At 66.6% G+C, this 23,305-nt stretch carries 27 protein-coding genes; 10 read left to right on the plus strand and 17 right to left on the minus strand.

Going from position 1 to position 23,305, the window contains the following annotated elements; genetic code table 11:
* Positions 1 to 18: 18 nt before the first annotated feature.
* The gene (locus LH19_RS01770) at positions 19 to 654 is read right to left on the minus strand and encodes a class I SAM-dependent methyltransferase (RefSeq protein WP_054724384.1); all 636 of its coding nucleotides are present in this window, start codon (positions 652 to 654) and stop codon (positions 19 to 21) included.
* A 258-nt stretch (positions 655 to 912) separates the two neighbouring features.
* Between LH19_RS01770 and LH19_RS01775 the strand changes: the two genes are divergently transcribed.
* Positions 913 to 1,431, plus strand: a complete 519-nt coding sequence (locus LH19_RS01775) for a GNAT family N-acetyltransferase (protein WP_054724386.1) — start codon at positions 913 to 915, stop codon at positions 1,429 to 1,431.
* 54 nt (positions 1,432 to 1,485) lie between these two features.
* On the opposite strand, the gene LH19_RS01780 is transcribed toward LH19_RS01775, so the two are convergent.
* The 8 genes from LH19_RS01780 to LH19_RS01815 all read right to left on the minus strand — a co-directional run bounded on the left by LH19_RS01780 (position 1,486) and on the right by LH19_RS01815 (position 7,070).
* The gene (locus LH19_RS01780) at positions 1,486 to 1,878 is read right to left on the minus strand and encodes a hypothetical protein (RefSeq protein WP_054724388.1); all 393 of its coding nucleotides are present in this window, start codon (positions 1,876 to 1,878) and stop codon (positions 1,486 to 1,488) included.
* Positions 1,875 to 2,645: an esterase/lipase family protein gene (locus LH19_RS01785; protein WP_054724390.1), complete on the minus strand. Its 771-nt coding sequence runs from the start codon at positions 2,643 to 2,645 to the stop codon at positions 1,875 to 1,877. The genes LH19_RS01780 and LH19_RS01785 overlap by 4 nt, the downstream gene beginning before the upstream one ends.
* A 10-nt stretch (positions 2,646 to 2,655) precedes the next feature.
* Complete coding sequence (locus tag LH19_RS01790) at positions 2,656 to 3,831, minus strand: PQQ-dependent sugar dehydrogenase (protein WP_054724392.1); 1,176 nt, start codon at positions 3,829 to 3,831, stop codon at positions 2,656 to 2,658.
* A gap of 74 nt (positions 3,832 to 3,905) precedes the next feature.
* On the minus strand, positions 3,906 to 4,319 hold the full coding sequence (locus tag LH19_RS01795) for a hypothetical protein (protein ID WP_054724394.1): 414 nt from the start codon (positions 4,317 to 4,319) through the stop codon (positions 3,906 to 3,908).
* Entirely contained in the window at positions 4,286 to 5,113 is an 828-nt protein-coding gene (locus tag LH19_RS01800) for a DUF1295 domain-containing protein (RefSeq protein ID WP_054724397.1), read from the minus strand. The genes LH19_RS01795 and LH19_RS01800 overlap by 34 nt, the downstream gene beginning before the upstream one ends.
* Positions 5,110 to 5,742 carry a lysophospholipid acyltransferase family protein gene (locus tag LH19_RS01805; protein WP_082395377.1) on the minus strand — a complete coding sequence of 211 codons (633 nt, stop codon included), beginning with the start codon at positions 5,740 to 5,742 and terminating at the stop codon, positions 5,110 to 5,112. The genes LH19_RS01800 and LH19_RS01805 overlap by 4 nt, the downstream gene beginning before the upstream one ends.
* 63 nt (positions 5,743 to 5,805) lie before the next feature.
* Positions 5,806 to 6,624: a ferredoxin--NADP reductase gene (locus LH19_RS01810; protein WP_054724399.1), complete on the minus strand. Its 819-nt coding sequence runs from the start codon at positions 6,622 to 6,624 to the stop codon at positions 5,806 to 5,808.
* Positions 6,621 to 7,070: a hypothetical protein gene (locus LH19_RS01815; RefSeq protein WP_054724401.1), complete on the minus strand. Its 450-nt coding sequence runs from the start codon at positions 7,068 to 7,070 to the stop codon at positions 6,621 to 6,623. Before LH19_RS01815 ends, LH19_RS01810 begins: the two co-directional genes overlap by 4 nt.
* A 239-nt stretch (positions 7,071 to 7,309) precedes the next feature.
* Here LH19_RS01815 and parC point away from each other — a divergent pair, with 239 nt between their 5' ends.
* Together parC and LH19_RS01825 are read left to right on the plus strand one after the other, a co-directional pair.
* On the plus strand, positions 7,310 to 9,613 hold the full coding sequence (parC, locus tag LH19_RS01820; RefSeq protein WP_054724403.1) for a DNA topoisomerase IV subunit A: 2,304 nt from the start codon (positions 7,310 to 7,312) through the stop codon (positions 9,611 to 9,613).
* Positions 9,614 to 9,702: 89 nt separating this feature from the next.
* Complete coding sequence (locus tag LH19_RS01825; RefSeq protein WP_234716057.1) at positions 9,703 to 11,379, plus strand: putative bifunctional diguanylate cyclase/phosphodiesterase; 1,677 nt, start codon at positions 9,703 to 9,705, stop codon at positions 11,377 to 11,379.
* Here LH19_RS01825 and LH19_RS01830 read toward each other — a convergent pair.
* Genes LH19_RS01830 through LH19_RS01845 form a run of 4 tightly spaced genes read right to left on the minus strand, consistent with a single transcriptional unit; the run spans position 11,352 to position 14,278 of the window.
* On the minus strand, positions 11,352 to 12,560 hold the full coding sequence (locus LH19_RS01830; RefSeq protein ID WP_054724408.1) for a CCA tRNA nucleotidyltransferase: 1,209 nt from the start codon (positions 12,558 to 12,560) through the stop codon (positions 11,352 to 11,354). The genes LH19_RS01825 and LH19_RS01830 overlap by 28 nt on opposite strands.
* Positions 12,557 to 13,147, minus strand: a complete 591-nt coding sequence (locus tag LH19_RS01835) for a CoA pyrophosphatase (protein ID WP_145923325.1) — start codon at positions 13,145 to 13,147, stop codon at positions 12,557 to 12,559. Before LH19_RS01835 ends, LH19_RS01830 begins: the two co-directional genes overlap by 4 nt.
* Positions 13,147 to 13,731 (minus strand): DUF1285 domain-containing protein, encoded by a 585-nt coding sequence (locus tag LH19_RS01840; RefSeq protein ID WP_054724410.1) that lies wholly within the window; start codon positions 13,729 to 13,731, stop codon positions 13,147 to 13,149. The genes LH19_RS01835 and LH19_RS01840 overlap by 1 nt, the downstream gene beginning before the upstream one ends.
* Before the next feature lie 46 nt (positions 13,732 to 13,777).
* Positions 13,778 to 14,278 (minus strand): GNAT family N-acetyltransferase, encoded by a 501-nt coding sequence (locus tag LH19_RS01845; RefSeq protein WP_054724411.1) that lies wholly within the window; start codon positions 14,276 to 14,278, stop codon positions 13,778 to 13,780.
* A gap of 90 nt (positions 14,279 to 14,368) precedes the next feature.
* Between LH19_RS01845 and LH19_RS01850 the strand changes: the two genes are divergently transcribed.
* Positions 14,369 to 14,752 (plus strand): dihydroneopterin aldolase, encoded by a 384-nt coding sequence (locus LH19_RS01850; RefSeq protein ID WP_054724414.1) that lies wholly within the window; start codon positions 14,369 to 14,371, stop codon positions 14,750 to 14,752.
* Positions 14,749 to 15,510: an SDR family oxidoreductase gene (locus tag LH19_RS01855; RefSeq protein ID WP_054724416.1), complete on the plus strand. Its 762-nt coding sequence runs from the start codon at positions 14,749 to 14,751 to the stop codon at positions 15,508 to 15,510. Before LH19_RS01850 ends, LH19_RS01855 begins: the two co-directional genes overlap by 4 nt.
* Before the next feature lie 119 nt (positions 15,511 to 15,629).
* Here LH19_RS01855 and LH19_RS01860 read toward each other — a convergent pair whose 3' ends face one another.
* Together LH19_RS01860 and LH19_RS01865 are read right to left on the minus strand one after the other, a co-directional pair.
* Positions 15,630 to 17,063 (minus strand): NAD-dependent succinate-semialdehyde dehydrogenase, encoded by a 1,434-nt coding sequence (locus LH19_RS01860; RefSeq protein WP_054724418.1) that lies wholly within the window; start codon positions 17,061 to 17,063, stop codon positions 15,630 to 15,632.
* Positions 17,064 to 17,111: 48 nt separating this feature from the next.
* Complete coding sequence (locus LH19_RS01865) at positions 17,112 to 17,711, minus strand: TIGR02466 family protein (RefSeq protein WP_054732864.1); 600 nt, start codon at positions 17,709 to 17,711, stop codon at positions 17,112 to 17,114.
* 46 nt (positions 17,712 to 17,757) lie between these two features.
* Here LH19_RS01865 and LH19_RS01870 point away from each other — a divergent pair, with 46 nt between their 5' ends.
* The 3 genes from LH19_RS01870 to LH19_RS01880 are packed head-to-tail and all read left to right on the plus strand — an operon-like array spanning position 17,758 to position 19,892.
* Positions 17,758 to 18,678, plus strand: a complete 921-nt coding sequence (locus LH19_RS01870) for an SMP-30/gluconolactonase/LRE family protein (RefSeq protein ID WP_054724420.1) — start codon at positions 17,758 to 17,760, stop codon at positions 18,676 to 18,678.
* 26 nt (positions 18,679 to 18,704) lie between these two features.
* Entirely contained in the window at positions 18,705 to 19,169 is a 465-nt protein-coding gene (locus LH19_RS01875) for a GlcG/HbpS family heme-binding protein (RefSeq protein WP_082395378.1), read from the plus strand.
* A gap of 33 nt (positions 19,170 to 19,202) precedes the next feature.
* Entirely contained in the window at positions 19,203 to 19,892 is a 690-nt protein-coding gene (locus LH19_RS01880; protein WP_054724425.1) for a VIT1/CCC1 transporter family protein, read from the plus strand.
* On the opposite strand, the gene LH19_RS01885 is transcribed toward LH19_RS01880, so the two are convergent.
* On the minus strand, positions 19,889 to 20,272 hold the full coding sequence (locus LH19_RS01885) for a DUF488 domain-containing protein (RefSeq protein ID WP_054724427.1): 384 nt from the start codon (positions 20,270 to 20,272) through the stop codon (positions 19,889 to 19,891). The two genes, LH19_RS01880 and LH19_RS01885, sit on opposite strands and share 4 nt — an antisense overlap.
* 57 nt (positions 20,273 to 20,329) lie before the next feature.
* Between LH19_RS01885 and LH19_RS01890 the strand changes: the two genes are divergently transcribed.
* The gene (locus LH19_RS01890; protein WP_054724428.1) at positions 20,330 to 21,451 is read left to right on the plus strand and encodes a DUF2855 family protein; all 1,122 of its coding nucleotides are present in this window, start codon (positions 20,330 to 20,332) and stop codon (positions 21,449 to 21,451) included.
* Positions 21,452 to 21,494: 43 nt separating this feature from the next.
* On the plus strand, positions 21,495 to 22,154 hold the full coding sequence (locus LH19_RS01895) for an HAD-IA family hydrolase (RefSeq protein ID WP_054724431.1): 660 nt from the start codon (positions 21,495 to 21,497) through the stop codon (positions 22,152 to 22,154).
* Positions 22,155 to 22,345: 191 nt separating this feature from the next.
* Here the strand turns inward: LH19_RS01895 and LH19_RS01900 are convergent, their stop codons facing one another.
* On the minus strand, positions 22,346 to 23,245 hold the full coding sequence (locus tag LH19_RS01900) for a LysR family transcriptional regulator (protein ID WP_054724433.1): 900 nt from the start codon (positions 23,243 to 23,245) through the stop codon (positions 22,346 to 22,348).
* Positions 23,246 to 23,305 lie beyond the last annotated feature (60 nt).

A 23,305-nucleotide genomic window follows, 5' to 3' on the forward strand; every position in this document is an offset into this window, starting at 1 on the left:
TTACGTGAAAGCCGAAGGTCAAGGGGTGGGGTGAAGAAAACGGAAGACGCCCGCCGATTTCGCGGTGCTTCCCGATTCGGCGACGTCGTAGCGCGCGATTTCTTCGAGGCGCGCCAGCGGCAGCGGCCGGCGCCACGGATCGCCGACGAGCGCGTCGATGCCGGAGCGGTCGAGAAAGGCAACGACGTGGCCCGCGAGCTCGTCCGAATAGAAGAGGTCGCCGGCGAGGATGAGATCGACGTCGGGGTGATCGAGGCTGGCGACGTCCCCGGCGCGGATGTCGAGCCGGACGTCGTTGAGCGCCGCATTGAGCGCGAGCGCGGCGACCGCATAGCGATCGGCATCGACGGCAACCACCCGCCGTGCGCCTGCCTTGGCCGCCGCGATCGCGACCAGCCCCGATCCCGCCCCGAGATCGAGGATGCAGCGCCCGGCAACGCATTCGGGATGGTCGAGAATATGGCGCGCGAGCGCGAGGCCGCCGGCCCAATAATGCGCCCAATAGGGGGCACCGAAACCCTCCGCATCGCGCGCGGCAAGGCGGCCGAGGCCGCTGTCCGGCGCCGCCTTGTGCAGCCGGATTTCGGGAATGCCGGGGACCGGCAGCACCGGCAGATTGTCCCGGATAAAGATGGCGGCATCGGTCGATGTCATGCGCGGGGGGGTAGCGCGTCCGGAGGCTGTTCGCCACGGTGATGCCCGGAAGGCGTTGATCGGGCCGTGCAAAGCTGATAGGCGCTGCGGTGATGACCAACGACCGATCCCTTCGATTCAAGGCGTATTGGCGCTCCTTTACATAGGAGCGGCATGGCATCACCCTATGACCATCGCCGCCGTGTCCGGAAGGCGAATGGTTGTCATCACATCATCACCCCCTCGGTCGCGGCGTGCGCTTTTTGAAGAAGACGCGACATGACCGATACCTTGCTTGCCCTGTCGACCGACCATTGCCGCATCACCCCGCTCACTGCCGATGATGCGCGCGCCCTCGCCGCGATCACCGACGAAACGGTGACCTCGCGGATCCATTTCCTGCCCGCGCCGTTCACCGAAGCCGATGCCCGCGCACTGATTGCCGGATCGGGCGGCGGTGACGTTTTCCACGCCGTGCGCGACGAAAGCGGTCTTGACCTCAACGGCGTGATCGGCGTCCACCGGCGTCTGGGACAGGAATATGAGATCGGTTACTGGTTCGCCGCGCGGGTGCGGGGCAAGGGCATCGCGACCGAGGCGGTGCGTGCGGTCGTCGAGGCGCTCGCCTCGTCGCGGCCGGGCTGTTCGATCGTCGCCGAATGCCATCCCGACAACGAACGCTCGCGTGCCTTGCTGCGCCGGGTCGGGTTTGTGTCGACCGGGCGGGCGGGACGGCGGCCGGGGCGGATGCTGCTGTCGTGGCGCGCTGCGCCCGCCTATCGCATCGATGTTTGTTAAAAAGCCGGCCGATGGCTAGCGCGCTAACGACGTTGGCATGGAAGCACGCTGCGCCTAAGATTCTGGCGGGAGGATCAGAAGAATGATCTGCCCCTCCTCGCGTCCTCCGAGGCGATCACAATATTTAGGGTCGCCGAACATTACGGGCTTGGCACCTGCTCCAACTAGCCGCTTTTCAACATATCTCGCCCTGCGCTCGGGAAGGGTGCCTTCTCCCTTGCCCTCACACAGCGTCACGCCAGAAAAGGCGGATTCAAGGTCGCGATAAGCGTTGGCGAAGCGCGCAACATTCTCGCGGCTGTCGGATGTCAGTTGCGTGGCCCCCCTTTCGAACGTCACGATTACGGGCCCCAAAGCGATGTCCACCGGAGGAATGGGGAGCGGCTTAACGGTTGCGCATGCACCGCAAAAAAGAGGCACGAGAAGAAATGGTTGGAAACTCTTCATGCTTCTCGAATTTGACCGCCAGTGGTTGTCGCGACCTCTTCGGTCAGCGCCTTGACGATCGCCGCCACCGAGTTCGGTGCATAGGCAAAGCCCATGTGGCCGCAATCGACCTCGACCTGCCGGTCGCTTTCGTGCGGCAGACCGCGCGCGCTGTCGGCGGCGATGACGCCGTCGTGCTTCGACCATAGCGCGAAGGTCGGCATGCTCGGGCGCGGCGCGGGGTGAAAGTCGATGGGGGGATTGTCGACGGGGTGGCGCGCGACGAGGTGATAGAGCCGCCAGGCGCGGTTGGCGCGGCGCGAGCCCGAGAAGGGCGAACCGAGCGTGACGACGCGCGCGACTTTGTCGGGGTGGTGCTTGGCATATTCGCGGGCGTAAATCCCGCCGAGCGACCATCCCACCAGCGCGGGCGCGTGGCCGGTGCGGTCGATGATCCACTGGACGCGGGTATCGATGCGGTCGACGATGTCGGCGGTCGCGCCACGGTTGAAGCCGAGACCCCACGCATAGCAGCGAAAGCCGGCGCGGCGGAGGTCGGCCCGCAGCGCCTTCGTCGCCCAGTCGCCCGACAGGAAGCCCGGCAGCACCATCACCGGCGGATGGTCGCTGTCGGGATTGGGCTCGGGCGGCATCGGGCGGATGCGCCCCGATATCGCGCGCAGCAGGGCCCCCGCCTCGCGCCACAGCAGCGACAAGGGCGGCGGCGCGTCGGGATCGGGGATGCGCGCGGGCCATTCGGCCCGGCGGGTAAGAAAACCGCGGATCATGGGCCTGATATTAGCGCTTCGGCACCAGTTTCAACAGCTTACCTTTCTTACCGTCGGTGAGCAGCCACACCGTGCCGTCTTCGCGCGCCTCGACCTCGCGGATGCGGGTACCGAAATCCCAGCGGTCGGACTTGTGGAGCGCGTCGCCGTCGATGGCCATGCGAATCAGCCCCTCGCCCGACAGCGCGCCCATCAGCAGGCTGTTCTTCCAGCCCGGATAGGCGTCGCCGCCGTACCAGGCGAGCCCGCCGGGCGATACCGAGGGGTTCCACCACAGTTTCGGCGCGGCAAATTCGGGGCGCGTCGGATGATCGGGAATATCCTTGCCGTCATAATGATCGCCGTTCGACACGATGGGATAGCCGTAATTGGCCTTGGCTTCGACGAGATTGACCTCGTCGCCACCCTTCGGCCCCATTTCCTGATTCCAGAGGCGGCCCGTACCATCGAAGGCGAGGCCGAGGATGTTGCGATGGCCGAGCGACCAGATTTGTGCGGTAACGCCCGCTTGATCGGCAAAGGGATTGTCGGCGGGCACGCTGCCGTCGGGGTTGAGGCGCACTATCTTGCCGAGATTGGCCTTCATATCCTGCGCCGGGTCGAATTTCTGGCGTTCGCCCGAGCCGATGAAAAGATACCGGCCGTCGGGCGAGAAGGCGAGGCGGTGCGAGAAATGGCCGCGGCCGGTGACCTTGGGGTCCTGTTTCCAGATGATCTGGAGACCCGAAAGCTTCGGGGCACCGCCCTGTTCGAGCTTCGCCTTGCCGACGACCGCGCCGAAGGTGCCGCCGGCCCCAGCCTCGACCCAGCTCAGATAGACGATGCCCGACTGTGCGAAGTCGGGCGCGAGAATGACGTCGCCGAAGCCGCCCTGGCCGCCGTAGGCGACGGCGGGGACGCCCGCGACATCGAGGGTCGATCCGCCTTCCTGCCACAGCTTCAATTTGCCGGACCGCTCGGTGACCAGCGCCAGCTTCGTGCCGGGGATGAAGGTCATCGCCCAAGGTTCGTCGAAATCGGCGATCTCCTGCACCGTGAAGGGTGCGTCGGCGACCGGCGTCGCGGGCTGGTCGCCCGAGGCGTCGAGCTTGGCGGTATCGGCCGGGGCAGCCTCGCTCGGTGCGGTGCCGGCCGAGCAGGCGGCGATGATCAGCGCGGCGAAGGCAAGTGTCGGGACATGTTTCATGGGGGGCTCGCTTTGGTTGGGGGCAGCGGCAATTTGCCGTTCCGCGCAGGCAAAGTCGAGGGGGTTGGCCGGACTTACCGCTCGGCCCAATAATCGAATGCCAGTTGCTGCCGTTCGCGAATGAAGCGGGCCGCGGCCGCGCCTTCCCATGGGCCGTCATATCCGAGCAGCAGCGCCGTCCCGCCGACCCACCAGCCCTGCCCGGGCAGGCGGTCGCTTTCGCGTACGACCAGCACCGCAAGATCGGGTTGGTCATCGAGCGCGCAGAGCCGGTCGACCTCGCCCAGCGTCCGGCACACAGCGCGCATCTTCGGGCGGGTGAAACGGAATCCCAGATCGCCGAGCAGTTCGGAATAGCTGACGCTGCGTCCCGCGCGCGCCGCCGCGGCCAGGATCGCGCGGATGCGCGGCGCGTCGCCGAGCGCGCCGGCATCGGCGGCGGCAGCTTCGCCGCCTAGCCCCTGGTCGCGGGCGCTTTTGGCGGCCATGGAATGAATCCGGAGGTGCGCTGGACATAATCGGCATAATCGGGGCGCGTCTTGTGCAGCCCTTTTTCGAGCAGCGCCTTGCCCGACCAGCGTGTCAGGGTGAAAGTGAGGAAAATCGGGCCGATGACGCTCGCCGCCGCGATTTCCCATCCCGCGTCGGCGGCAACGAGCCAGATACCCCACCAGGTCAGCGCATCGCCGAAATAATTGGGATGGCGCGTGTAACGCCACAGGCCGGTGTCGAGCACCTCGCCCTTGTTCGCCGGGTCGTTGCGGAACTTATTTAGCTGAAGATCGCCAATGGTTTCAAAGGCGATGCCGGCCAGCGCGGCGAACATGCCGATCTTGGCGAGCCAGCCGATGGTTGCGGGCGGGAAGCTCGCACTCGCCCAGATGCCGAGCTGGGCGGGAAGGCAGGTCAGAAACAACAGCGGCGCCTGCGTCAGGAACACCGAGAGCAGCGCGGTCTTGCCCCAACTCCATCCTTTCGTCTCCATCGTCCGGGCAACGATCCGGACATAGCGCGGATCCTCTCCGGTCGCGCGCCAGCGCAGGAAAAGATGGGCGGCAAGGCGCAGCCCCCACAATGTGACGAGGACGAGGATCAATTGGGTGCGCAGCCCGCCGAAGCCGGCCTGCGCCGCAGCGCCCCATGCGAGCAGGACCATGCCGAACGCCCAGAAGGCGTCGATGAACGAGACGTCGCGGATCGCGACGGCGGTACGCCACAACAGCAGTATGACGCCGATCAGGACGACGAAATTGACCGCCAGCAATATCGCCGCATCGCTCATCCGCGCTCTCCTGCTTCGACCTCGCTGCCGACGATATCATCGATCGAGCACACCGCGCGATCGGGGAATTTCGGCACGCAGCTCCTATAGACCTCCAGCACCTTCAGCATGTCGGCCCGAAAATCGCCGGTCGGCCAGATCAGCGGGCCGAGCCCGCCGGTCCTCGTGCGATAATCCATCATCCCGACGACCATCGGCACCTTGGCCGCGAGCGCGATCTGGTAAAAGCCGGTTCGCCATTTCGCCGCCTTGCCGCGCGTCCCTTCGGGGGCGACGGTCAGCATGAATTCGGCGCGGCGCGCGAATTCGTCGACCATCTGTTGCACGACCTGCCCGCTGTTGCGGCGATCGACCGCCACTCCGCCCATCTGGCGGATGAAGCCGCCGAGCGGCCAGCGGAAAAGCGACAGCTTGGCCATGAAATGCGGCCGGATGCCTTTGTCGGCGGTGAGCCCGAGGAAGTTGACGAAGTCCCAGTTGCTGGTGTGCGGCGCGGCGATGAGGACGAAGCGCCGCGGTTCGGGTACCTCGCCGACAGCCTTCCAGCCGCGCAGGCGGTACAGCAGCAACAGCAACCGGCGAACCGCCCGCGCCGCCAGCCCCGGCGGATCGTCTTCGATACGCGCCACTTGTTTTTCCCCTTCCGCCGAGCGGCTTGCGCGAAAGCGCGGGGGGATGCAAGCGCGGGAGCGTCAGCCGACGAAGGCGCGTTCGATCACGAAATCGCCCGGCGAGGCGTTCGAACCTTCGGCAAAGCCCAGTTCCTCGAAACGCGCCTGCAGGTCGCGGATCATCGCCATGCTGCCGCACATCATGATGCGGTCGCCGGCCGGATCGAACGCGAGCGGGCCGGTCAACGGATGCCCGAACAACTGACCGCCTGCGATCAGCGCGTCGATGCGTCCCTCGGTCCGGAACGGCTCGCGCGTTACCGTCGGCAGATAATGGAATTGCAGCAGCGCCTGATCCTGCACCAGCGGGTCGCCGGCGAGCTGGCTTTCCAGTTCGTCGCGGAACGCGAGGTCGCTGACCCGCCGCACGCAATGGACGAGCGAAATCTGGTCGAAGCGCTCGTAAATTTCGGGATCGCGCGCCAGGCTGAGGAAGGGCGCCAGCCCCGTGCCGGTCGACAGCATGAACAGCCGCTTGCCGGGGAGCAACGCGTCGGCGACGAGCGTCCCGGTCGGTTTGCGCCCCAGATAGACGGGGTCGCCGGGCTGAATCTTCTGCAGCCGCGAGGTCAGCGGGCCGTCGGGCACCTTGATCGACAAAAATTCCAGTTCTTCGGCATAGGCCGGGCTGGCGATCGAATAGGCGCGAAGCAGCGGCCGCCCTTCGCCGCCGGGCAGGCCGATCATCACGAATTCGCCCGAGCGGAAGCGGAAGCTTGGTGGCCGCGTGATCGTGAAGCTGAACAGATGTTCGTTCCAGTGGCGGACCGAACGCACCTCCTCGACCGTCAGCGAGGCGGAGGGGGCAAGTGTTGCGGCGGCGGCGATACGGTCGCTCATGATCGGTTTTCCTGATGGTTCATGCTGTGAGGGGAGAGGGTGAAGCCGGCGGCGGCGAGCTTGAGCGACGCGGCGGCGAGCGCGGTGCTGGCGGGGACGACGCGGCCGGGCTCGACAAGCAGCGCGAGCGTCGCCTGAGCCGCGGCGACGCGATCCTGCGCCATGTCGTGCCAGAGGGCGATCAATATCGCCTCGTCCTCGCCGATCTGCCGGCAGCGCATCGGCGCGAGGGTAATTTCCTCGCGAGCACCGGCGCCGAGCGATATCATCGCGGCATGGAATTCGGAGAGCGCCGGCAAGGCGCCGACCGCCGCAAAGCCGTTGTGCAGCGCCTGCGGCGGGCAATTGCGGCGTGCCACAGCCGCCGTCCAGCCGCGCATCGCCCACAGCAGGAAACGGCCGCTGTTGCAGAGAGTTTCGACGGGGCGGTCGACGAACGCGTACATGGGCTTCCCTGAATCATCGCGCAAAATCGCATGCGATGTGCACGCGGGCATAGGTTATTGCGAATGGTTCGCAACCAAGAAATTCTATCGGCGACCATATCGACGGCTGATTCAGGGTGGGCCCGGTGGCGAGGTTACGGGCTTGTCGCGGCCATTTGGGATGCGGGTGGGTGCGGAATTTCGTCTCCCCCGCATCCCCCTTTGCCTTGGCGCGCGAGCCTTGCTATCGGCGGCGAAGCATGGCGAATACCACCGACGATCCCGACAATAACGAACCCGTTCCCGGCATGATCGATACCCCGTTCGACAGTGCGCTGTCCGAACGCTATCTGGTCTATGCGCTGTCGACGATCACCGCGCGTTCGCTTCCCGACCTGCGCGACGGCCTGAAGCCCGTCCACCGCCGCCTGCTGTGGGCGATGCGCGCGATGCGGCTCGACCCGTCGCAAGGCTATAAGAAGTCGGCGCGCGTCGTTGGCGACGTGATCGGCAAATTCCACCCGCATGGCGACACCGCTGTGTACGACGCGATGGTCCGCCTCGCGCAGGATTTCTCGCTTCGCTATCCGCTCGTCGACGGGCAGGGCAATTTTGGCAATATCGACGGCGATAACGCCGCTGCCTATCGCTATACCGAGGCGCGGCTGACGCGCGTCGCGATCGACCTGATGCAGGGGCTCGACGAAGGCACGGTCGATTTCCGGCCGACCTATAATGGCGAGGACGAAGAGCCCGAAATCATGCCGGGGCTGTTCCCGAACCTGCTCGCCAACGGTGCGAGCGGGATCGCGGTCGGCATGGCGACGAACATCCCGCCGCACAATGCCGCCGAGGTGATCGACGCAGCGCTGGTACTGATCGAGAATCCGCGGGCCGAACTCGCCGAATTGCTCGAGCATGTGAAGGGCCCCGATTTCCCGACCGGCGGTATCGTTGTCGACAGCGCCGAGACGATCGCGCAGGCCTATGAAACCGGGCGCGGCGGCTTCCGCGTCCGGGCGCGTTTCTCGACCGGCAAGGGCGCCGACGGCGTCTGGGAAGACAGCGGCATCGAGAAGCAGGCGGGCGGCACCTGGCAGCTCGTGATCAGCGAAATTCCCTATGGCGTTGCCAAGGGCAAGCTGATCGAGCAGATCGCGCAGCTGATCGCCGACAAGAAATTGCCGATCCTCGAGGATGTCCGCGACGAAAGCGCCGAGGATCTGCGCATCGTCCTCGAACCCAAGAGCCGCAACGTCGACCCCGAGGTACTCAAGGAAAGCCTCTACCGGCTGACCGATCTCGAAAGCCGCTTCGCGCTCAACCTCAACGTCCTCGACGCGACGCGGACGCCGAAGGTGATGGGGCTGCACCAGCTGCTCACCGAATGGCTGCAGCATCAGATCATCGTCCTCGTCCGCCGCGCCGAACACCGGATCGGCAAGATCGACGACCGCCTCGAACTGGTCGGCGGCTACCTCATCGCCTTCCTCAATCTCGACCGCATCATCGAGATCATCCGCACCGAGGACGAGCCGAAGGCGGTGATGATCGCCGAGTTCATGCTGACCGACCGGCAGGCCGAAGCGATCCTCAACATGCGGCTGCGGTCGTTGCGCAAGCTTGAGGAAATGGAGCTGAAGCGCGAGCAGGCCGACCTGATCGCCGAGCGTGAAGAGCTTGCCAAGCTCGTCGCGAGCAAGGATCGCCAGAAGACGCGGCTGCGCAAGGATCTGGAGAAATTGCGCGCCGTCTATGGTCTCGACACCCTGCTCGGGGCGCGGCGGACGACGATTGCCGAAGCCGCGCCGGCGCGCGAAATTCCGCTCGATGCGATGATCGAGAAGGAACCGGTGACGGTGATCCTGTCGAAGCGCGGCTGGATTCGCGCCCAGCGCGGCCATGTCGCCGCCGATCAATGGGGCGAGTTCAAGTTCAAGGAAGGCGACGAACTCGCTTTCGCGGCGCATGCCCAGACCACCGACAAGCTGCTGATCGCCGCGAGCGACGGGCGATTCTTCACCGTCGGCGCCGACAAGCTGCCCGGCGGACGCGGCTTCGGCGAACCGCTCCGGCTGATGGTCGACATCGATCCCGAGGCACAGATCGTCGCGATGGTCCCGGCGACCGCCGACGGCCGTCTGCTGCTCGCCTCGTCGAGCGGGCACGGCTTTGTCGTCCAGATGGGCGAGGTGATCGCCGAGACGCGCAAGGGGCGTAACGTCGTCAACCTGAAGCCGAAGGCGCAGCTCGCCGTGGTGCGCAAGATTGCGGCCGGCGACGACAGCGTCGCGGTGGTCGGCGAGAACCGCAAGCTCGTCGTCTTCCCGGTGGCGGAGGTGCCGGTGATGGCGCGCGGGCAGGGTGTCATGCTGCAACGTTACCGCGACGGCGGCCTGTCCGATGCGGTGAGCTTTGCCTTCGCCGAAGGGCTGAGCTGGGCGATGGGCGGCGATACCGGCCGCACCCGGACCGAAACCGACCTTGCCCCGTGGCGCGTCGCGCGCGGTGCGGCGGGACGGATGCCGCCGACGGGTTTCCCCCGCAACAATCGTTTCGGCTGACCGATATTCCATGTTGCCGTAAATAGCTTCTTTACCCCCGCTACTTTACGCATTGGGTAATGGGGAAAGGTCGGTCAAAACCCGCTATTATGCCTATCGACAGAACCGGTGCGGACCGGCCCTCTCTTTACGTCGGCTGGATCGACGCTCTTCCTGTACCGGCGGCGCTGATCCGTCCGATGGAGCGCGGCAATTTCAGCCTGCACGCGAGCAATGCCGCGTTCGACCGGTTGCGTCTGTCGCCGGCGGGCGCCAATGCCCCGATCGAGCTGCTTCGCGCGATCGAACGCGCGGCGCATGCGCCCGGTGAGGGGCAGGAATTTTCGTGCCAACTTGGCGAAGGTCCCGCCGCGCGCGACCTGCGCGGGTCGATCGGGCCGCTGTCGGACGAATGCGGCGACGACTCGCTGTTCCTCCTGACGCTGATCGACCGCACGCAGGAAATGATGACCGAGCGCAACCTGCGCCGCGAACTCATTTCCGACAGCCTGACGGGCCTGCCCAACCGCGCCGGCTTCGAGGAGCTCGTCGAACGGCGTTCGGCCGGCGACGCCGCGGGCGACCATGCGATCCTGCTGCTCGACCTCGCGCGGTTCAGCCGCATCAACGAACATATCGGGCCGCTCGCGGGCGACGAGCTGATCATCACGGTGGCGCGGCGGCTGAAGTCGAGCTTGCGCAGCGGCGACATATTGGCGCGGACCGGCGGCGACGAATTCGCCATTTCGTCGCGCGTTTCGGGCGGGCGCGCCGATGTGCGCGAAATGGCGCGGCGTATCCGCGGCTGCTTCGATCACCCGTTCCGCATCGGCACGCTCAAGGTCAGCGTCGACTGCGCGCTCGGCTGTGCGATTCAGCCTGCGATTGACACCGATATCGGTGACCAGATCCGCCACGCGCAGATCGCGCTCAAGCGGGCGAAACAGACCGACCGGATCGAAATCTACGAACCCGAAGCCGCGATGCTGTCGGACAATCGCTTCGGGCTTGAAACCGAACTCAGGAACGCGATCGAGGAAGACCGACTGCACCTGGCCTTCCAGCCGCTGATCGAGCTGGCGAGCGGCAAGGTCGCCGGGTTCGAGGCGCTGGCCCGCTGGGATAACAGCGAGGGCAAGTCGGTGCCGCCGACCGAATTCATCCCGATCGCCGAGGATTCGGGGTTGATCGTCCCGCTCGGCCAGCGGGTGATCAGCAAGGCGGCGGCGGTGCTCGCCGACTGGGACCGGCAGAACGGTGCGCCCGTCGACTGCTATTTTTCGGTCAACGTCTCGGCGATCCAGCTCGTCCGCGACGATATCGCCGCGGTGGTGCGGCAGGCCCTCGCGGCGCACGAGATCGGTGGCGAGCGGTTGATGATCGAACTCACCGAAAGCGCGATCATCGGCGATCCCGACCTCGCGCTGTCGGTGCTGAGCGAATTGAAGGCGCTCGATACCAGGGTCGCGATGGACGATTTCGGCACCGGCTATTCGAACCTCGCCTATCTCCAGCGGCTGCCGATCGATGTGCTCAAGATCGACCGCAGCTTCGTCGAGCATATGGTCGACGACCGCGACAAGGTGGCGATCGTCCGGACGATCCAGAGCCTTGCCGAAGTGCTGGGGATGAAAACGACCGCCGAGGGGGTCGAGACCGCCGATCAGGCCCGGCTGCTGTCGGCGCTCGGCTGCGATTTCGGGCAGGGCTTCCTGTTCGCGCGGCCGATGGAAGGCAAGGCGGCGCTCGATTACTGGCGTCAGTCGCTGGTGCGGCCGATCTTCTGATCGGCGATTTCGGCGACGCGCGCCGCATCGGGAAAATCCTCCGCCACCCACGCAGCCTCGACCGCTTTCAGGATGCGCGCGACTTCGGGGCCCGCCGCGATGCCGCGTGCGACAAGGTCGCCGCCCTTGAGCGGCAGGGCCGGAACCTCCCAGTCGGCGAGCGCTTTGGCCGCTGCTACGGCCGACGCAGGGTCGTCCGCGAGCAAGTGGACATCGCGCGCCGCGTCGATACCGATGGCATGGGCGAGCTGGCGCGGCGGCCTTGCGGTGTCGCCGCGATACGCCGCGAGCGCCGCGAGATGCTTGCGCTGCCGGGTCGACAGGCGGAGCCGGCTTGCGACCTGTTCCGCCACGGCGGCGTTGGCGGGGAGGAGGGCGGACAGCCGGCGGAGCGGCGCGGGGGGCACCGCTGCCGCGTCTTCATTGCCATGCAGCCGGTCGAGCGCCGCGGTAAATTCCGGATCGAGTTCGGGGAGCATGACGGCGAAGATCCCGTCGTCCGCCATCTGCCCCACGATCGCGCGCGGGTCGGGCAACGCCAGTATCTTGGTCAGTTCGTCGGCGATGCGTTCGCGCGACAGGCTTTTCAGCGAATGGCGCGCCGCGACGACCGCCGCATGGCTGGCGGCATCGAGTTCGCCCTGCCCGAAGCGCGCCGCGAAGCGATAGAAGCGCAGGATGCGCAAATGATCCTCGGCGATCCGCGTCGCGGCATCGCCGATGAAACGGATGCATCCGGCATCGAGGTCGGCAAGGCCGCCGAAATAATCGTCGACCTGCCAGTCGGCCGGATCGGCATAGAGCGCGTTGATCGTGAAGTCGCGCCGCGCCGCATCCTCGCGCCAGTCGTCGGCGAAGGCGACCGTCGCGCGGCGTCCGTCGGTTTCGACGTCGCGGCGCAGCGTCGTAATCTCGTGATGGTCGCCGCTGGCGATCGCGGTGACGGTGCCGTGGGCGATGCCGGTCGGGATCACCTTGACGTCCGCCGCCTCGAGCCGCCGCACGACCTCCTGCGGCAACAACGGCGTCGCGAGGTCGATGTCGGACACCGCAAGGCCGAGCAGCGTATCGCGCACTGCGCCGCCGACGACCCGGACCGCGCCGCCATCGGCGGTGAGCGCCGCGACGATGCGGTGAAGCCCCGGACGATCCTGCCATTCGGCGGCGGGCAGCCGGGTCACCGGTGCCAGCCCGCCGGCATCCGCCGCGCCAGATTAATGATGATCCCCGCCGTCACGCCCCAGATCCGCCGCCCCTGCCAGTGCATGTCATAATAATGCCGATCGTGGCCCTGCCAATGCGCGTGCTGCTGGATATAATTTTCGGGGTCGAACAATATGTCGAGCGGCACTTCGAACCAGTCCTCGACCTCGTCGGGGTTGGGATCGAGCGGCAGGTCGGGCGGGATCACCCCGAGCACGGGGGTGATGTGGTAACCGCTGCCCGAGCGATAGGCTTCGGTCGTCCCGGCGATCATGACGTCGCGGCGGCTGAGCCCGATCTCCTCCTCGGCCTCGCGCAGCGCGGCGTCGATCGCGTCGCGGTCGCCGGGGTCGATCTTGCCGCCCGGGAAAGCGACCTGCCCGGCGTGGCTGCGCAGCCACTGCGGGCGCTGGGTCAGGATGACGCCGGGGTCGGGGCGGTCGGTGAAGGCGATCAGCACCGCCGCATCGCGCAGCGTCGGCAGGCCGTCCATCAGATAGGTCTCGTCCTCGCCCGCTTCGGGGAGCAGATTATCGAGCGCGGCGCGCAGCTTTTCGGACAGCATCAGGCGTCCACCAGCGGGAAGCGCGCGCCGTTCGACCAGATCGCGGGCGGCTCGGCCCCGTCCGCCAGCGCCATGTCGACGATCTCGTAATAAAGCGCGCGGTCGATCCGCGCTTCGAGCCCGTTGCCGGGTTCGCCGCGCACATGCAGGCGCGGATCGGGGTTGTCGGAATCGCTGCCGAAGCCGAGCGGATGATCGGCGCCCGCGATGACGAGATCGTCGGTGTCGAGCCGGAAAACGAGTTTGCGGGTATCGCCTTCGCCCTCGCTCTTCATCTCGACGGCGCGGAAGGGCGTGTCCTCGACCGCAATCGACAGTTTTTCGGCCGGGGTGACGAGGACATGGCCGCCATCGGGTTCGCGGCGGAGGATGGTCGAGAACAGCTTGACCATCGCTGGCCGGTTGATCCGCCCGCCCTCGTGAAACCAGCTCCCGTCGGCGCGAATTTCCATCGCGCTGTCGCCGCTGCGTTCGGGATGCCACTGCTCGACCGGCGGCAGCTTGCGCGCCGCGAGCAGTTCGGCTGCCTCGGCGAGCGAAAGTTGTGCGAAGTCTTTCGGAAGCGAAGGGGCGGGAGTGACCATGTCACCGACATAGGAATGTGAGCAGATGGTGCAACCCCGCGCGTCGTCAGCGTGGTCCGATCATCCCTGCGGCTGTCGGCAGGCCATGCCCGTTGACCGCGCGGGCCAGCAGGCGGCGCTTCTCGAACGGGCCCGGCAAGTCCCACGCCGCGGTCGCGTCGGCGGTGAAGCCGAAGAAGCGGCCGTAATATTCGGGATCGCCGATCATCATCAGCGCGCTGTCGGCCTGCGTTTCGGCCGCTTCCAGCATATGCGCCATCAGCGCGCGGCCGTGGCCGCCGCGCTGGAGGTCGGGACGCACCGCGACGGGGCCGACCATGACGAGCGGGACGGCGCCGTTCGCTGACCGGTGCGCGACGGGCCAGCACTGGATCGTGCCGACCAGCGCGCCGTCATCGACAGCCGCGAAGCTGAGCGCCGGCACCGCCTCCACGCCCTCGCGCAGGCGGTAGGCGGTTCGTCCAAAGCGATCCGTTCCGAAAGCGGCGTCGAGGAGATCCTCGACGGCCTGCGGCTCGATATCGGACAATGGAAGTAACTCGACCAACGCGCACCCTTTCGCTAATGCGGCGGCGCTTTAGGGACCGGGGTCGTCGTTGCAAAGCCGAATGTCGCCCCCGACGGACAGGAATTTCTTGTGACCGATACATTGTGGCTGGAGGTGGCGGGTCTGACGACCCAGGTGCTGACCGGCATTTATTCCGAAGAAACCCACCTGCCGCAGCCGCTGCGCATTTCGGTGCGTGCGAAACTGGCGATGGCGGACCATTATGATCCGGTGACGCCGCTCAGCCATTCGAAAAACTATATGCACCTCAAATTCGCGGCGACCGAGGGTATCCCGAACGACGTGCATTTCGTGCTGATCGAAAGCGTCGCCGACCATATCATCGACACCCTGTTCCTGCAGGACGACAAGGTCGAGGAGGTCGAGGTGAAGATCGTCAAGCTCGCGATCGCCGAGGACGGCGAGGAGATCGGCATCACGATGCGCAGAAGCCGGCCGGGCGGGCGCAAATGACGCGGAAGCTGGCGCTGGTCACGGGCGGATTGCACCGGGTCGGTGCCGCGATTTCGGCGCGGCTGGCGCGCGAAGGTTATGAGCTGGCGCTGCACAAAAGGTCGGCGGCCGAGGCCGATCCGGTGCTCGCCGACGCGCTCGCCGAAACCGGCGCACGGAGCCATCGTTTTGCCGCCGACCTTGCCAATCCGGCCGAGGTCGACGCGCTGCTGCCCGCGGTGATCGACAAGTTCGGCCGCGTGCCCGATCTGCTCGTCAACAATGCGGCGCTGTTCGCCGAGGGCGAATGGGCCGACCTGTCGGCGGCAGCGCTCGCCGACATGATGCAGGTCAATCATCATGCGCCCGTGATGCTCGCCAAGGCGCTCGTCGCGGCGAGCGAGGGACGGCGTCCGGCGATCGTCAATATCGTCGACCAGCGAGTCGTCCATCCGGTGCCCGACCAGGTCGCCTACAGCCTGTCGAAATCGGCGCTGTGGCAGGCGACGGCAACGCTGGCGGTGGCGTTCGGGGGTCGGGCGCGTGTCAATGCCGTCGCGCCGGGGCTGACGATGGCGACCGACGATTATTCGGACGCGCAGGTCGAACGGCTGGCGAAGCGCATGCCGCTCGGCGCGCTGCCGACGCCGGCCGAGATTGCCGATGCGGTCGCCTGGCTGGCGCGTGCCGAGGCGGTGACGGGGCAGACGATCTTCGTCGACGGCGGTGCGCATCTCGCGCCCATGGCGCGCGATTTCGTGGCGCTGGAAAGAGACTGATCTCTCTTTTCCGTTCGTGTCGAGCGAAGTCGAGACACCCCGAGACCTAGCGCCTCGCCGATGGGCATCTCGACTTCGCTCGATGCGAACGGGTCAGGAGAACATGGCTCTCCACCCCGTCAATAAATATGCACCGCCTTGGTGGCGAGATAGCCGTCGAGGCCCTCCGGCCCGCTTTCGCTGCCAAAGCCCGATTCCTTGATCCCGCCGAACGGTGCGTCGAGCGCCGAGATGACGAAGCTGTTCACACCCACCATGCCGCTTTCGATCTGGTCGGCGATGCGGTTGATGCGGCGGCCGTTCTCGGTGAAGGCGAAGGCGGCGAGGCCATAGGGCAGGCGGTTCGCCTGTTCGAGTGCCTCGTCCTCGGTGCCGAACGGGCGGATCAGCGCCATAGGACCGAAGGGTTCGTGGCTCATCGCATCGGCTTCGGGCGGCACGTCGGCGATCGCGGTCGGCTGGAAGAAATAGCCGTCGCCGGTCGCTTCGCCGCCCGCGATCACGCGCGCACCCTTGGCTTTCGCATCGGCAACCAGCGCTTCGAGCGCAGGAACCCGGCGCGCGTTGGCGAGCGGGCCCATCTGGGTGTCGGCATCGAGGCCGCTGCCGATCTTCACCTTTTGCGTGCGCTCGGCGAAACCCTTGACGAAGGCGTCGTAGATGCCCTGCTGAACGTAGAAGCGCGTCGGCGAAATGCAGACCTGCCCGGCGTTGCGGAACTTCTGCCACACCACCTTGTCGAGCGTGGTTTCGAGGTCGCAATCGTCGAAGATCAGCACCGGCGCATGGCCACCGAGTTCCATCGTGATCCGCTGGACGCGGTCGGCGGCGAGCTTCATCAGATGTTTGCCGACCGCGGTCGAGCCGGTGAAGCTGACCTTGCGGATCACCGGGCTGCCGAGCAGGTGGCGGCTGATCATGTCGGGGTCGCCATAGACGAGCTGGACGACGTCGCCCGGCACGCCGGCGTCGGCGATGCAGCGCATGATCGCGCTGGTGCAGCCCGGCGTTTCCTCGGGTGCCTTGGCGATGACGACGCAGCCCGCCGCAAGCGCGGGGGCGATCTTTTTCGCCATCAGGTTGACCGGAAAGTTCCACGGGCTGAACGCCGCGACCGGACCGACCGGCTGTTTCAGCACCATCGCACGCTGGCCGACCGGGCGCTGGAGGACGCGGCCTTCGATGCGTTTGCCCTGTTCGGCGAAATAATCGAACAGCCCCGCCGCCGACAGCACCTCCCCGCGCGCTTCGCCGATCGGCTTGCCCTGTTCGAGCGTCATCAGCGTCGCGATCTGTTCGACGCGCTCGCGGATCGTCGATGCGACCTTGTGCATCAGCGCGGCGCGCTCGTCGGGCGTCTTGGCGCGCCACACCGGCCAGCCGCGTTCCGCCGCGGCGAGCGCCTCGTCGAGGTCGGCGGCGGTCGCGACGGGCAGCCCGGCGATCGTCCCCGCGGTGGCGGGATTATAGACCGGCCGCTCGTTGCGCCCCTCGCCGCTCCGCCAGGCACCGTCGATGAAAAGCTGGAGGTCGGCGTCGTAGGTCGCGGTCATGGGGCAATCCTGAAGGGCGTGGTCGGATGGCGCCCATATAGGACCGGCTCAGCGATAGTTAAAGCTGATGCTGATCCGCTCGCCCTTTCCCGAATGCGGCATCACTTCGTGCCGCAGCCAGCTCTCCCAAAGGAAGACACGGCCCGCCGCGGGTTCGGCGTAGACGAAGGGGAGGAGATGCTCGGGCGCGTCGTCGGTGCGGCCGGGCGCTGCCATCAGCATCGCGAGGCGCGGGTCTTCGAGCTTGAGCGCACCCGAACCCGGCGGAACAGCAACGTAGAAGGTGCCCGAGACGATGCTGTGCGGGTGGATGTGGCCGCTGTGGGTGCCGCCGGGTTTCAATATGTTGACCCACAGGCTGTCGAGCCTGAGCGGTTTGGCGAGGTCGAAGTGGCAGGCCTTGGCGAACGCCTTGACCTCTTTGTCGAGCAGTTTCTTGAGATCGTGGAAGGCGGGATCGCGTTCGGGCAGGTCACCGAGGCTCGCGTAGCTGGTGTAGCCCTTATAACCATGCTCGCGACTCCAGCGACGGCCGGCGCCATCCTCTTCGGCGAACAGACGGCTGCTCTCTTCCAGCTCTTCGAGCAGGCCGGGGGTGCCGATATCGGCCTCGTAAAAATTGGTGGCGAAGAGCGTGCGAACGGGCATGATGGGCGCAAAGCACAGCAAGTGCGGACACGCAAGGGAGACGAGGATGGCCGAGTTTGAACTGATCGCCGACGGATTGCGCTTTCCCGAGGCGCCGGTGGTGATGGACGACGGCAGCGTCATCGTTGTCGAGATCGAGGCGAAGCGGATCACGCGTTGCTGGCCCGGTGGCCGGAAGGAGGTCATCGCGACCCCCGGTGGCGGCCCCAACGGGCTGGCGATCGGCCCCGACGGCAAGCTTTATTGCTGCAACAACGGCGGGTTCAACTATGTCGAATCGAACGGCTATCTGGCGCCGCACGGTATCGCCGACGATTATTCGGGCGGGCGGATCGAGCGCATCGACATCGAGACCGGCGCGGTCGAGGTGTTGTACAAGAGCGGCGATCACGGCGTGACGCTGCGCGGCCCCAACGACATCATGTTCGACGCGCACGGCGGCTTCTGGTTCACCGATCACGGCAAGGTCGATTACGCCGCGCGCTGCCACGACATCGTCGGCATCTTCTATGCCAAGGCCGATGGCAGCTTTATCGAGGAAGTCATCTTCCCGAGCTATAACCCGAACGGCATCGGCATCTCGCCCGACGGGACGAAACTATACGCCGCCGAGACCTACACCTGCCGGCTGACGCAGTTCAATATCGTCGCGCCGGGCAAGGTTGATGACAGCGCGGGCCCGGGCGGCCCGGGCATCCCGCTCTATCGCCCCGCAGGCTATAAATTCTTCGACAGCCTCGCGATGGAAGCGAACGGCAATATCTGCGTCGCGACGATCGGCGAATGCGGGATTTCGGTCGTCGGTCCCGACGGACAGCTCGTCGAATTTGTCGAGACCGACGATATCTTCACCACCAACATCGCCTTCGGCGGGCCCGACCGGCAGGATGCCTATATCACCCTGTCGGGAACGGGCCGGCTCGTGAAGACGCGCTGGGCCAGACCGGGGCTGCAGCTCCAATACTGACCCCGCGCCCCATTGGGGAGGCGAGGATGAGGATGATATGGGTCGCGGCGCTGCTGATCGCGGCGCCGGCAAGCGCGCAGGTGCTGAACGCCGAACAGGCCGATGCGATCGTCAAGGGCTGCGCCGCGCACGCGCGCGCCAAGGGGCAGGGGCATGCGATCGCGGTCGTCGATCTGGGCGGCCACCCGGTCGCCATCTGGCGGATGGACGGCAATGCGTTCGGCATGATGGATTTCTCGCTCGCCAAGGCGCGCGCGGTCGCGGCGTGGGGCTTCGCAACGAGCGGGATGGAGGAAGCAGTGAAGGGCACGCCGGGCTTTGCCGACGCGCCGCACGTCGTCACCGTGCCGGGCGGCGTACCGATCTTCAGCGCCGACGGGCGCACGCGGCTCGGCGGGGTCGGGGCGTCGGGCGAGGCGCCCGCCGACGATGCCGCTTGCGCCGCCGCCGGGATCGCGGCAGCAGGGCTCAAGTCGGAGCGCGCTCGCTGACAGTTTTGGCGCTCCGAAACAGGGAGCGCCGTCATGCACGAGGAAACCCACGCCGTCACGCGGATCGGCTGGCTGCGCGCCGCGATCCTCGGCGCCAACGACGGCATCGTGTCGACCGCGAGCCTGATCGCCGGGGTGGCCGCGGCGGGCGTGTCGCAATCCTCGATCCTCGTCACCGGCACCGCGGGGCTCGTCGCGGGGGCGATGTCGATGGCGGCGGGCGAATATGTATCGGTGAGTTCGCAGGGCGACGCGGAAAAGGCCGACGTCGAACTGGAGAAACGTCACCTCGCCGCCGACCCCGAGTTCGAGCTCGAGGAACTGACGCAGATATACGAGCAGCGTGGACTGACGCGTGCGCTCGCCGAACAGGTCGCGGCCGAGCTCACCGCGCATGACGCGCTCGATACCCATTTGCGCGACGAGCTGGGGATGACCGATGCGATGGCGGCGCGGCCGGTGCAGGCGGCGGCGGCTTCGGCGGCGAGTTTCGCGATCGGCGCGGCGCTGCCGCTGGGGACGGTGCTGGTCGACAGCGGCGATTCCTTGCCCTTCACCGTCTCGGCGGCTTCGCTCGTCTTCCTCGCCATCCTCGGCGCGCTCGGGGCATGGGCGGGCAAGGCGCCGATGCTGCGCCCCGTCGTTCGCGTGACCTTCTGGGGCGCGGTGGCGATGGCGGTAACGATCGCGATCGGATCGCTGCTCGGAACGACGATCGGTTAGCGGCGCTCCAGCCATTCGCGGAGCGCAACGGCATTGTTCCGCTCCTCGTTTTTCGCCGCATAGAGCAAGGTCACCGGACCCGCCTCTGCCGCCGCGTCGAGCGTAAAGAGCGCGGCCTTCATCTCGTCGCCGCCCGCATCGAGTTCGGCGAAATAGTCGAGCCGGAACGCATCCCACGCTTCGTCCGAATCGGCGGTTTCGCCATGATAGCGCTTGCGCAGGCCATCGCTGGGCGACAGCGGTTTCAGCCACGCCGCGAGCGCCGCCTTTTCCTTCGACACGCCGCGCGGCCAAAGCCGGTCGACGAGGAAACGCATGCCGTCGCCGGGACCGGCCGGTTCGTGGATGCGTTTGACCGCGATTGTCAGGGGCAGTGCCATCTGTATGACTATCGTTGATCCCGCAGCCGCGGGCAAGCCAATCGGAGGGGTCCGGACATGAGCAGAGCTGGCTGGGCGATCGATATCGATCGCGACGATATCACGAGGGCCGATCTGGTCGAGGGTGTCGCTGCGCCGCTCGCGCCGGGGCAGGTGCGCGTCCACCTCGACAGCTATGCGATGACCGCGAACAACATCACCTATGCGGTGTTCGGCAAGCCGGCCGGGCTGTTTGGCCCAGATAAAAATGGGAGGGATCAGGGCTATTGGGATTTCTTCGCCGAGCGCGGCGAGCCGGGGCGGCTGCCCGTATGGGGTTTCGCGACCGTCACCGAGAGCGCGGTAGACGGTGTGGCGGTCGGCGATCGCTACTATGGCTATTATCCGATGGCGAGCGACGCCGTGCTGACCGTCGGCAAGGCGGGGCCGGGCGGCTTCACCGACGTGACGCCGCGGCGGACGACGCTGCCGCCGATCTATAATAATTATCAGCGGATCGAGGCGCTGGCCGACTATCGCGCCGCCGACCATAATTATTGGCCGGTTTTCCGCCCGTTGTTCCTGACCGGCTGGCTGATCGCTGACCAGTTCGAGGATGATGGCGATTATGGCGCGGAGCAGATCCTGATCGCGAGCGCGTCGAGCAAGACCGCGATCGGGCTCGGCTTTTCGATCGCGCAGCGTGCCGGGCATCGCCCCGAAACGATCGGCCTGACCAGCAAGGCCAATGTCGCCAGTCTTGCGGAGCAGGGCATCTATGATCGCGTCATCGCCTATGACGACATCATGACGCTCAATCCGGGGACGCCCTCGGCGCTCGTCGATATGGCGGGCAATGGCGCGGTGACGCGCGCGGTGCACAGCCATTTCGGCCATAATCTCAAGGCCTCGATCATCGTCGGCAAGTCGCACTGGGACGCCGACGCTGGGGAGGCTCCGCTGCCCGGTCCCGAACGGCAGGGCTTTTTCGCGCCGGGGCGCAGCCAGAAGCGGATCGCCGACTGGGGCGGGGCAGCGTTCGGGCAGAAAATTGCGGAGGCCTGGCTCGGCTTCATGGACGTCGCGCCGCGCCTGACGGCGATCGACAAGCGGCAGGGGAGCGAGGCGGCGCTCGCCGCGTACCACGACATGCTCGCGGGCCGCACCGACCCCAAGGCGGGGATCGTCGTCGAACCCTGACCGGGTGGTTGACGTTAACGTCAATCTGCGCTCTAGCCGCGCCATGTCTCGCTACACCCATGTCATCTTCGACTTCGGCGGCGTCATCACCGCCTCGCCCTTCGAAGCGTTCAACCGGCTGGAGGAGGAGCGCGGGCTGCCGCGCGATTTCGTCCGCCGCGTCAATGCGACGAACCCCGACGACAATGCTTGGGCGAAATTCGAACGCGCCGAGATCGACGCGGCGAGTTTCGACACCGAATTTGCCGCCGAAGCGCGGGCGCTGGGGCACGAGCTCGAAGGCGAAGCGGTGCTCGCGGTCATCGCGGGAGCCGTCCGCCCGGCGATGGTCGCGGCGCTCGACACGTTGAAGGCGCAGGGCTTTACCATCGCGTGCATCACGAACAACGTCCCCGGCGGCAAGGGCATCAAGGGCGCCGGGATGACGCGCAGCGAAGAGGCCGCGAACGAGGTCGCAAGCATCATGGCGCGCTTTGCGCATGTCATCGAATCGAGCAAGGCGGGCGTCCGCAAGCCCGATCCCGCCATCTATTTGATGATGTGCGAGGCGCTGGGCGTCGAACCGGCGAACTGCATCTACCTCGACGACCTCGGCATCAACTGCAAACCGGCGAGCCGGCTCGGCATGCACGCGATCAAGGTGACGAGCGGCGAACAGGCGCTCGCCGACTTGTCGGCGGCGCTGGGGATGGCGCTGCCCTGACGCCGGATTTGCTAGCTGCGGGATGAAGGGCGGCATTGGTGTGGGAAGCTGACGTTCGCTCTTTGGTGCACCCCGGCGAAAGCCGGGGCCCAGGGCGTTAGAAGGCCAAGGTTGCGCAATGGCGCTCTGGGCCCCGGCTTTCGCCGGGGTACACAGCATTGATGGTAACTATCGGTCGGAGCCCGCCGCCGTTAGGCCGCCGCTTCCGCGAGATCGAGCTTTGCCGCTTGGTCGAAAATGCGCGTCAGTACCGGCTCGGTGTCCGAAACGCGCATTGCGACGTGGAACTCGACAGGCGCGAGTGCGGGCATGTCGGCGATCGGAGTGAGCGCGCCGACCGCAATTTCGGCGCGGATCATCGGTTCGGGAAAGATGCCGATGCCGCCGCCGACCTTGGCGATGTCGATCATCGTCCGGGCATTGTTGCAGAGGTTCAGGGACTTCTGCGTAATGCGCGACGCCTGGATCGCGTCGCGCATCCGGCCGTGGATCGGCGAATGGCTGGCGAGCGACCAGACGGGGACGGGCTGGCTGCTGTCGCCGCGACCGAAGGCGGCGGCGACCGCCGGACTCGCGAGCCAGACCAGCGCGACCTCGCCGATCGGCCGCGTCTTGAGCGCCGGATGCGCGATCGGGCCCGCGGCGAAGGCAATGTCGGTGCGGCCGGTGAGCAGTTGCTGGATGAGGTTGGCGGTCAGGTCGATCTCGATCTCGAGCCCGACGTTCGGCATCTCGGCCTTGAGCGCGGCGACGAAGGCGGGCAGGCAGCTCGCCGCCGCAATCTCCCCCGCGCCGATCCGCACGACGCCGCTCGCTTCGGCGAAACCGCCGCTGCCGAGCAGCGCGACCTGCATGTCGCGGAGCAACGGGTCGCAGTCGCGGACCAGCTTGCGTCCCGCCGCAGTCAGCGACATCGTCCGTCCGTCGCGGCGGAACAGCGTCGTGCCCAGCCGCTGCTCAAGCTCGCGCATCCGCGCCGACACTGCGGGCTGGGTCGTGTTGAGCCGTTCGGCGGCGGCCGAAAAGGTGCCGAGGCGGTCGATCCAGAGCAGCGTTTCGAGGTGATAGATCGAAATACGATTGATAGACATTATTTATGTATAATCGAAAAATAGAGTAATTAGAATTGATGGATTTTATCCGCCAAGGTC

It is taken from the genome of Sphingopyxis macrogoltabida (genome assembly GCF_001314325.1).
Lineage (GTDB): Bacteria > Pseudomonadota > Alphaproteobacteria > Sphingomonadales > Sphingomonadaceae > Sphingopyxis > Sphingopyxis macrogoltabida.

Bases quoted from the DNA above. Each gene is read 5' to 3' on its own strand.
- LH19_RS01865 (WP_054732864.1), bottom strand. From the start codon at position 17,711: ATGCCCGTTCGCACGCTCTTCGCCACCAATTTTTACGAGGCCGATATC.
- LH19_RS01855 (WP_054724416.1), top strand. From the start codon at position 14,749: ATGACGCGGAAGCTGGCGCTGGTCACGGGCGGATTGCACCGGGTCGGT.
- LH19_RS01875 (WP_082395378.1), top strand. From the start codon at position 18,705: ATGAGGATGATATGGGTCGCGGCGCTGCTGATCGCGGCGCCGGCAAGC.
- LH19_RS01885 (WP_054724427.1), bottom strand. From the start codon at position 20,272: ATGGCACTGCCCCTGACAATCGCGGTCAAACGCATCCACGAACCGGCC.
- LH19_RS01840 (WP_054724410.1), bottom strand. From the start codon at position 13,731: ATGGTCACTCCCGCCCCTTCGCTTCCGAAAGACTTCGCACAACTTTCG.
- LH19_RS01785 (WP_054724390.1), bottom strand. From the start codon at position 2,645: ATGATCCGCGGTTTTCTTACCCGCCGGGCCGAATGGCCCGCGCGCATC.
- LH19_RS01790 (WP_054724392.1), bottom strand. From the start codon at position 3,831: ATGAAACATGTCCCGACACTTGCCTTCGCCGCGCTGATCATCGCCGCC.
- LH19_RS01770 (WP_054724384.1), bottom strand. From the start codon at position 654: ATGACATCGACCGATGCCGCCATCTTTATCCGGGACAATCTGCCGGTG.
- LH19_RS01815 (WP_054724401.1), bottom strand. From the start codon at position 7,070: ATGTACGCGTTCGTCGACCGCCCCGTCGAAACTCTCTGCAACAGCGGC.
- LH19_RS01800 (WP_054724397.1), bottom strand. From the start codon at position 5,113: ATGAGCGATGCGGCGATATTGCTGGCGGTCAATTTCGTCGTCCTGATC.
- LH19_RS01860 (WP_054724418.1), bottom strand. From the start codon at position 17,063: ATGACCGCGACCTACGACGCCGACCTCCAGCTTTTCATCGACGGTGCC.
- LH19_RS01895 (WP_054724431.1), top strand. From the start codon at position 21,495: ATGTCTCGCTACACCCATGTCATCTTCGACTTCGGCGGCGTCATCACC.
- LH19_RS01835 (WP_145923325.1), bottom strand. From the start codon at position 13,147: ATGCTGTCCGAAAAGCTGCGCGCCGCGCTCGATAATCTGCTCCCCGAA.
- parC (WP_054724403.1), top strand. From the start codon at position 7,310: ATGGCGAATACCACCGACGATCCCGACAATAACGAACCCGTTCCCGGC.
- LH19_RS01795 (WP_054724394.1), bottom strand. From the start codon at position 4,319: ATGGCCGCCAAAAGCGCCCGCGACCAGGGGCTAGGCGGCGAAGCTGCC.
- LH19_RS01825 (WP_234716057.1), top strand. From the start codon at position 9,703: ATGCCTATCGACAGAACCGGTGCGGACCGGCCCTCTCTTTACGTCGGC.
- LH19_RS01775 (WP_054724386.1), top strand. From the start codon at position 913: ATGACCGATACCTTGCTTGCCCTGTCGACCGACCATTGCCGCATCACC.
- LH19_RS01880 (WP_054724425.1), top strand. From the start codon at position 19,203: ATGCACGAGGAAACCCACGCCGTCACGCGGATCGGCTGGCTGCGCGCC.
- LH19_RS01810 (WP_054724399.1), bottom strand. From the start codon at position 6,624: ATGAGCGACCGTATCGCCGCCGCCGCAACACTTGCCCCCTCCGCCTCG.
- LH19_RS01870 (WP_054724420.1), top strand. From the start codon at position 17,758: ATGGCCGAGTTTGAACTGATCGCCGACGGATTGCGCTTTCCCGAGGCG.
- LH19_RS01780 (WP_054724388.1), bottom strand. From the start codon at position 1,878: ATGAAGAGTTTCCAACCATTTCTTCTCGTGCCTCTTTTTTGCGGTGCA.
- LH19_RS01900 (WP_054724433.1), bottom strand. From the start codon at position 23,245: ATGTCTATCAATCGTATTTCGATCTATCACCTCGAAACGCTGCTCTGG.
- LH19_RS01890 (WP_054724428.1), top strand. From the start codon at position 20,330: ATGAGCAGAGCTGGCTGGGCGATCGATATCGATCGCGACGATATCACG.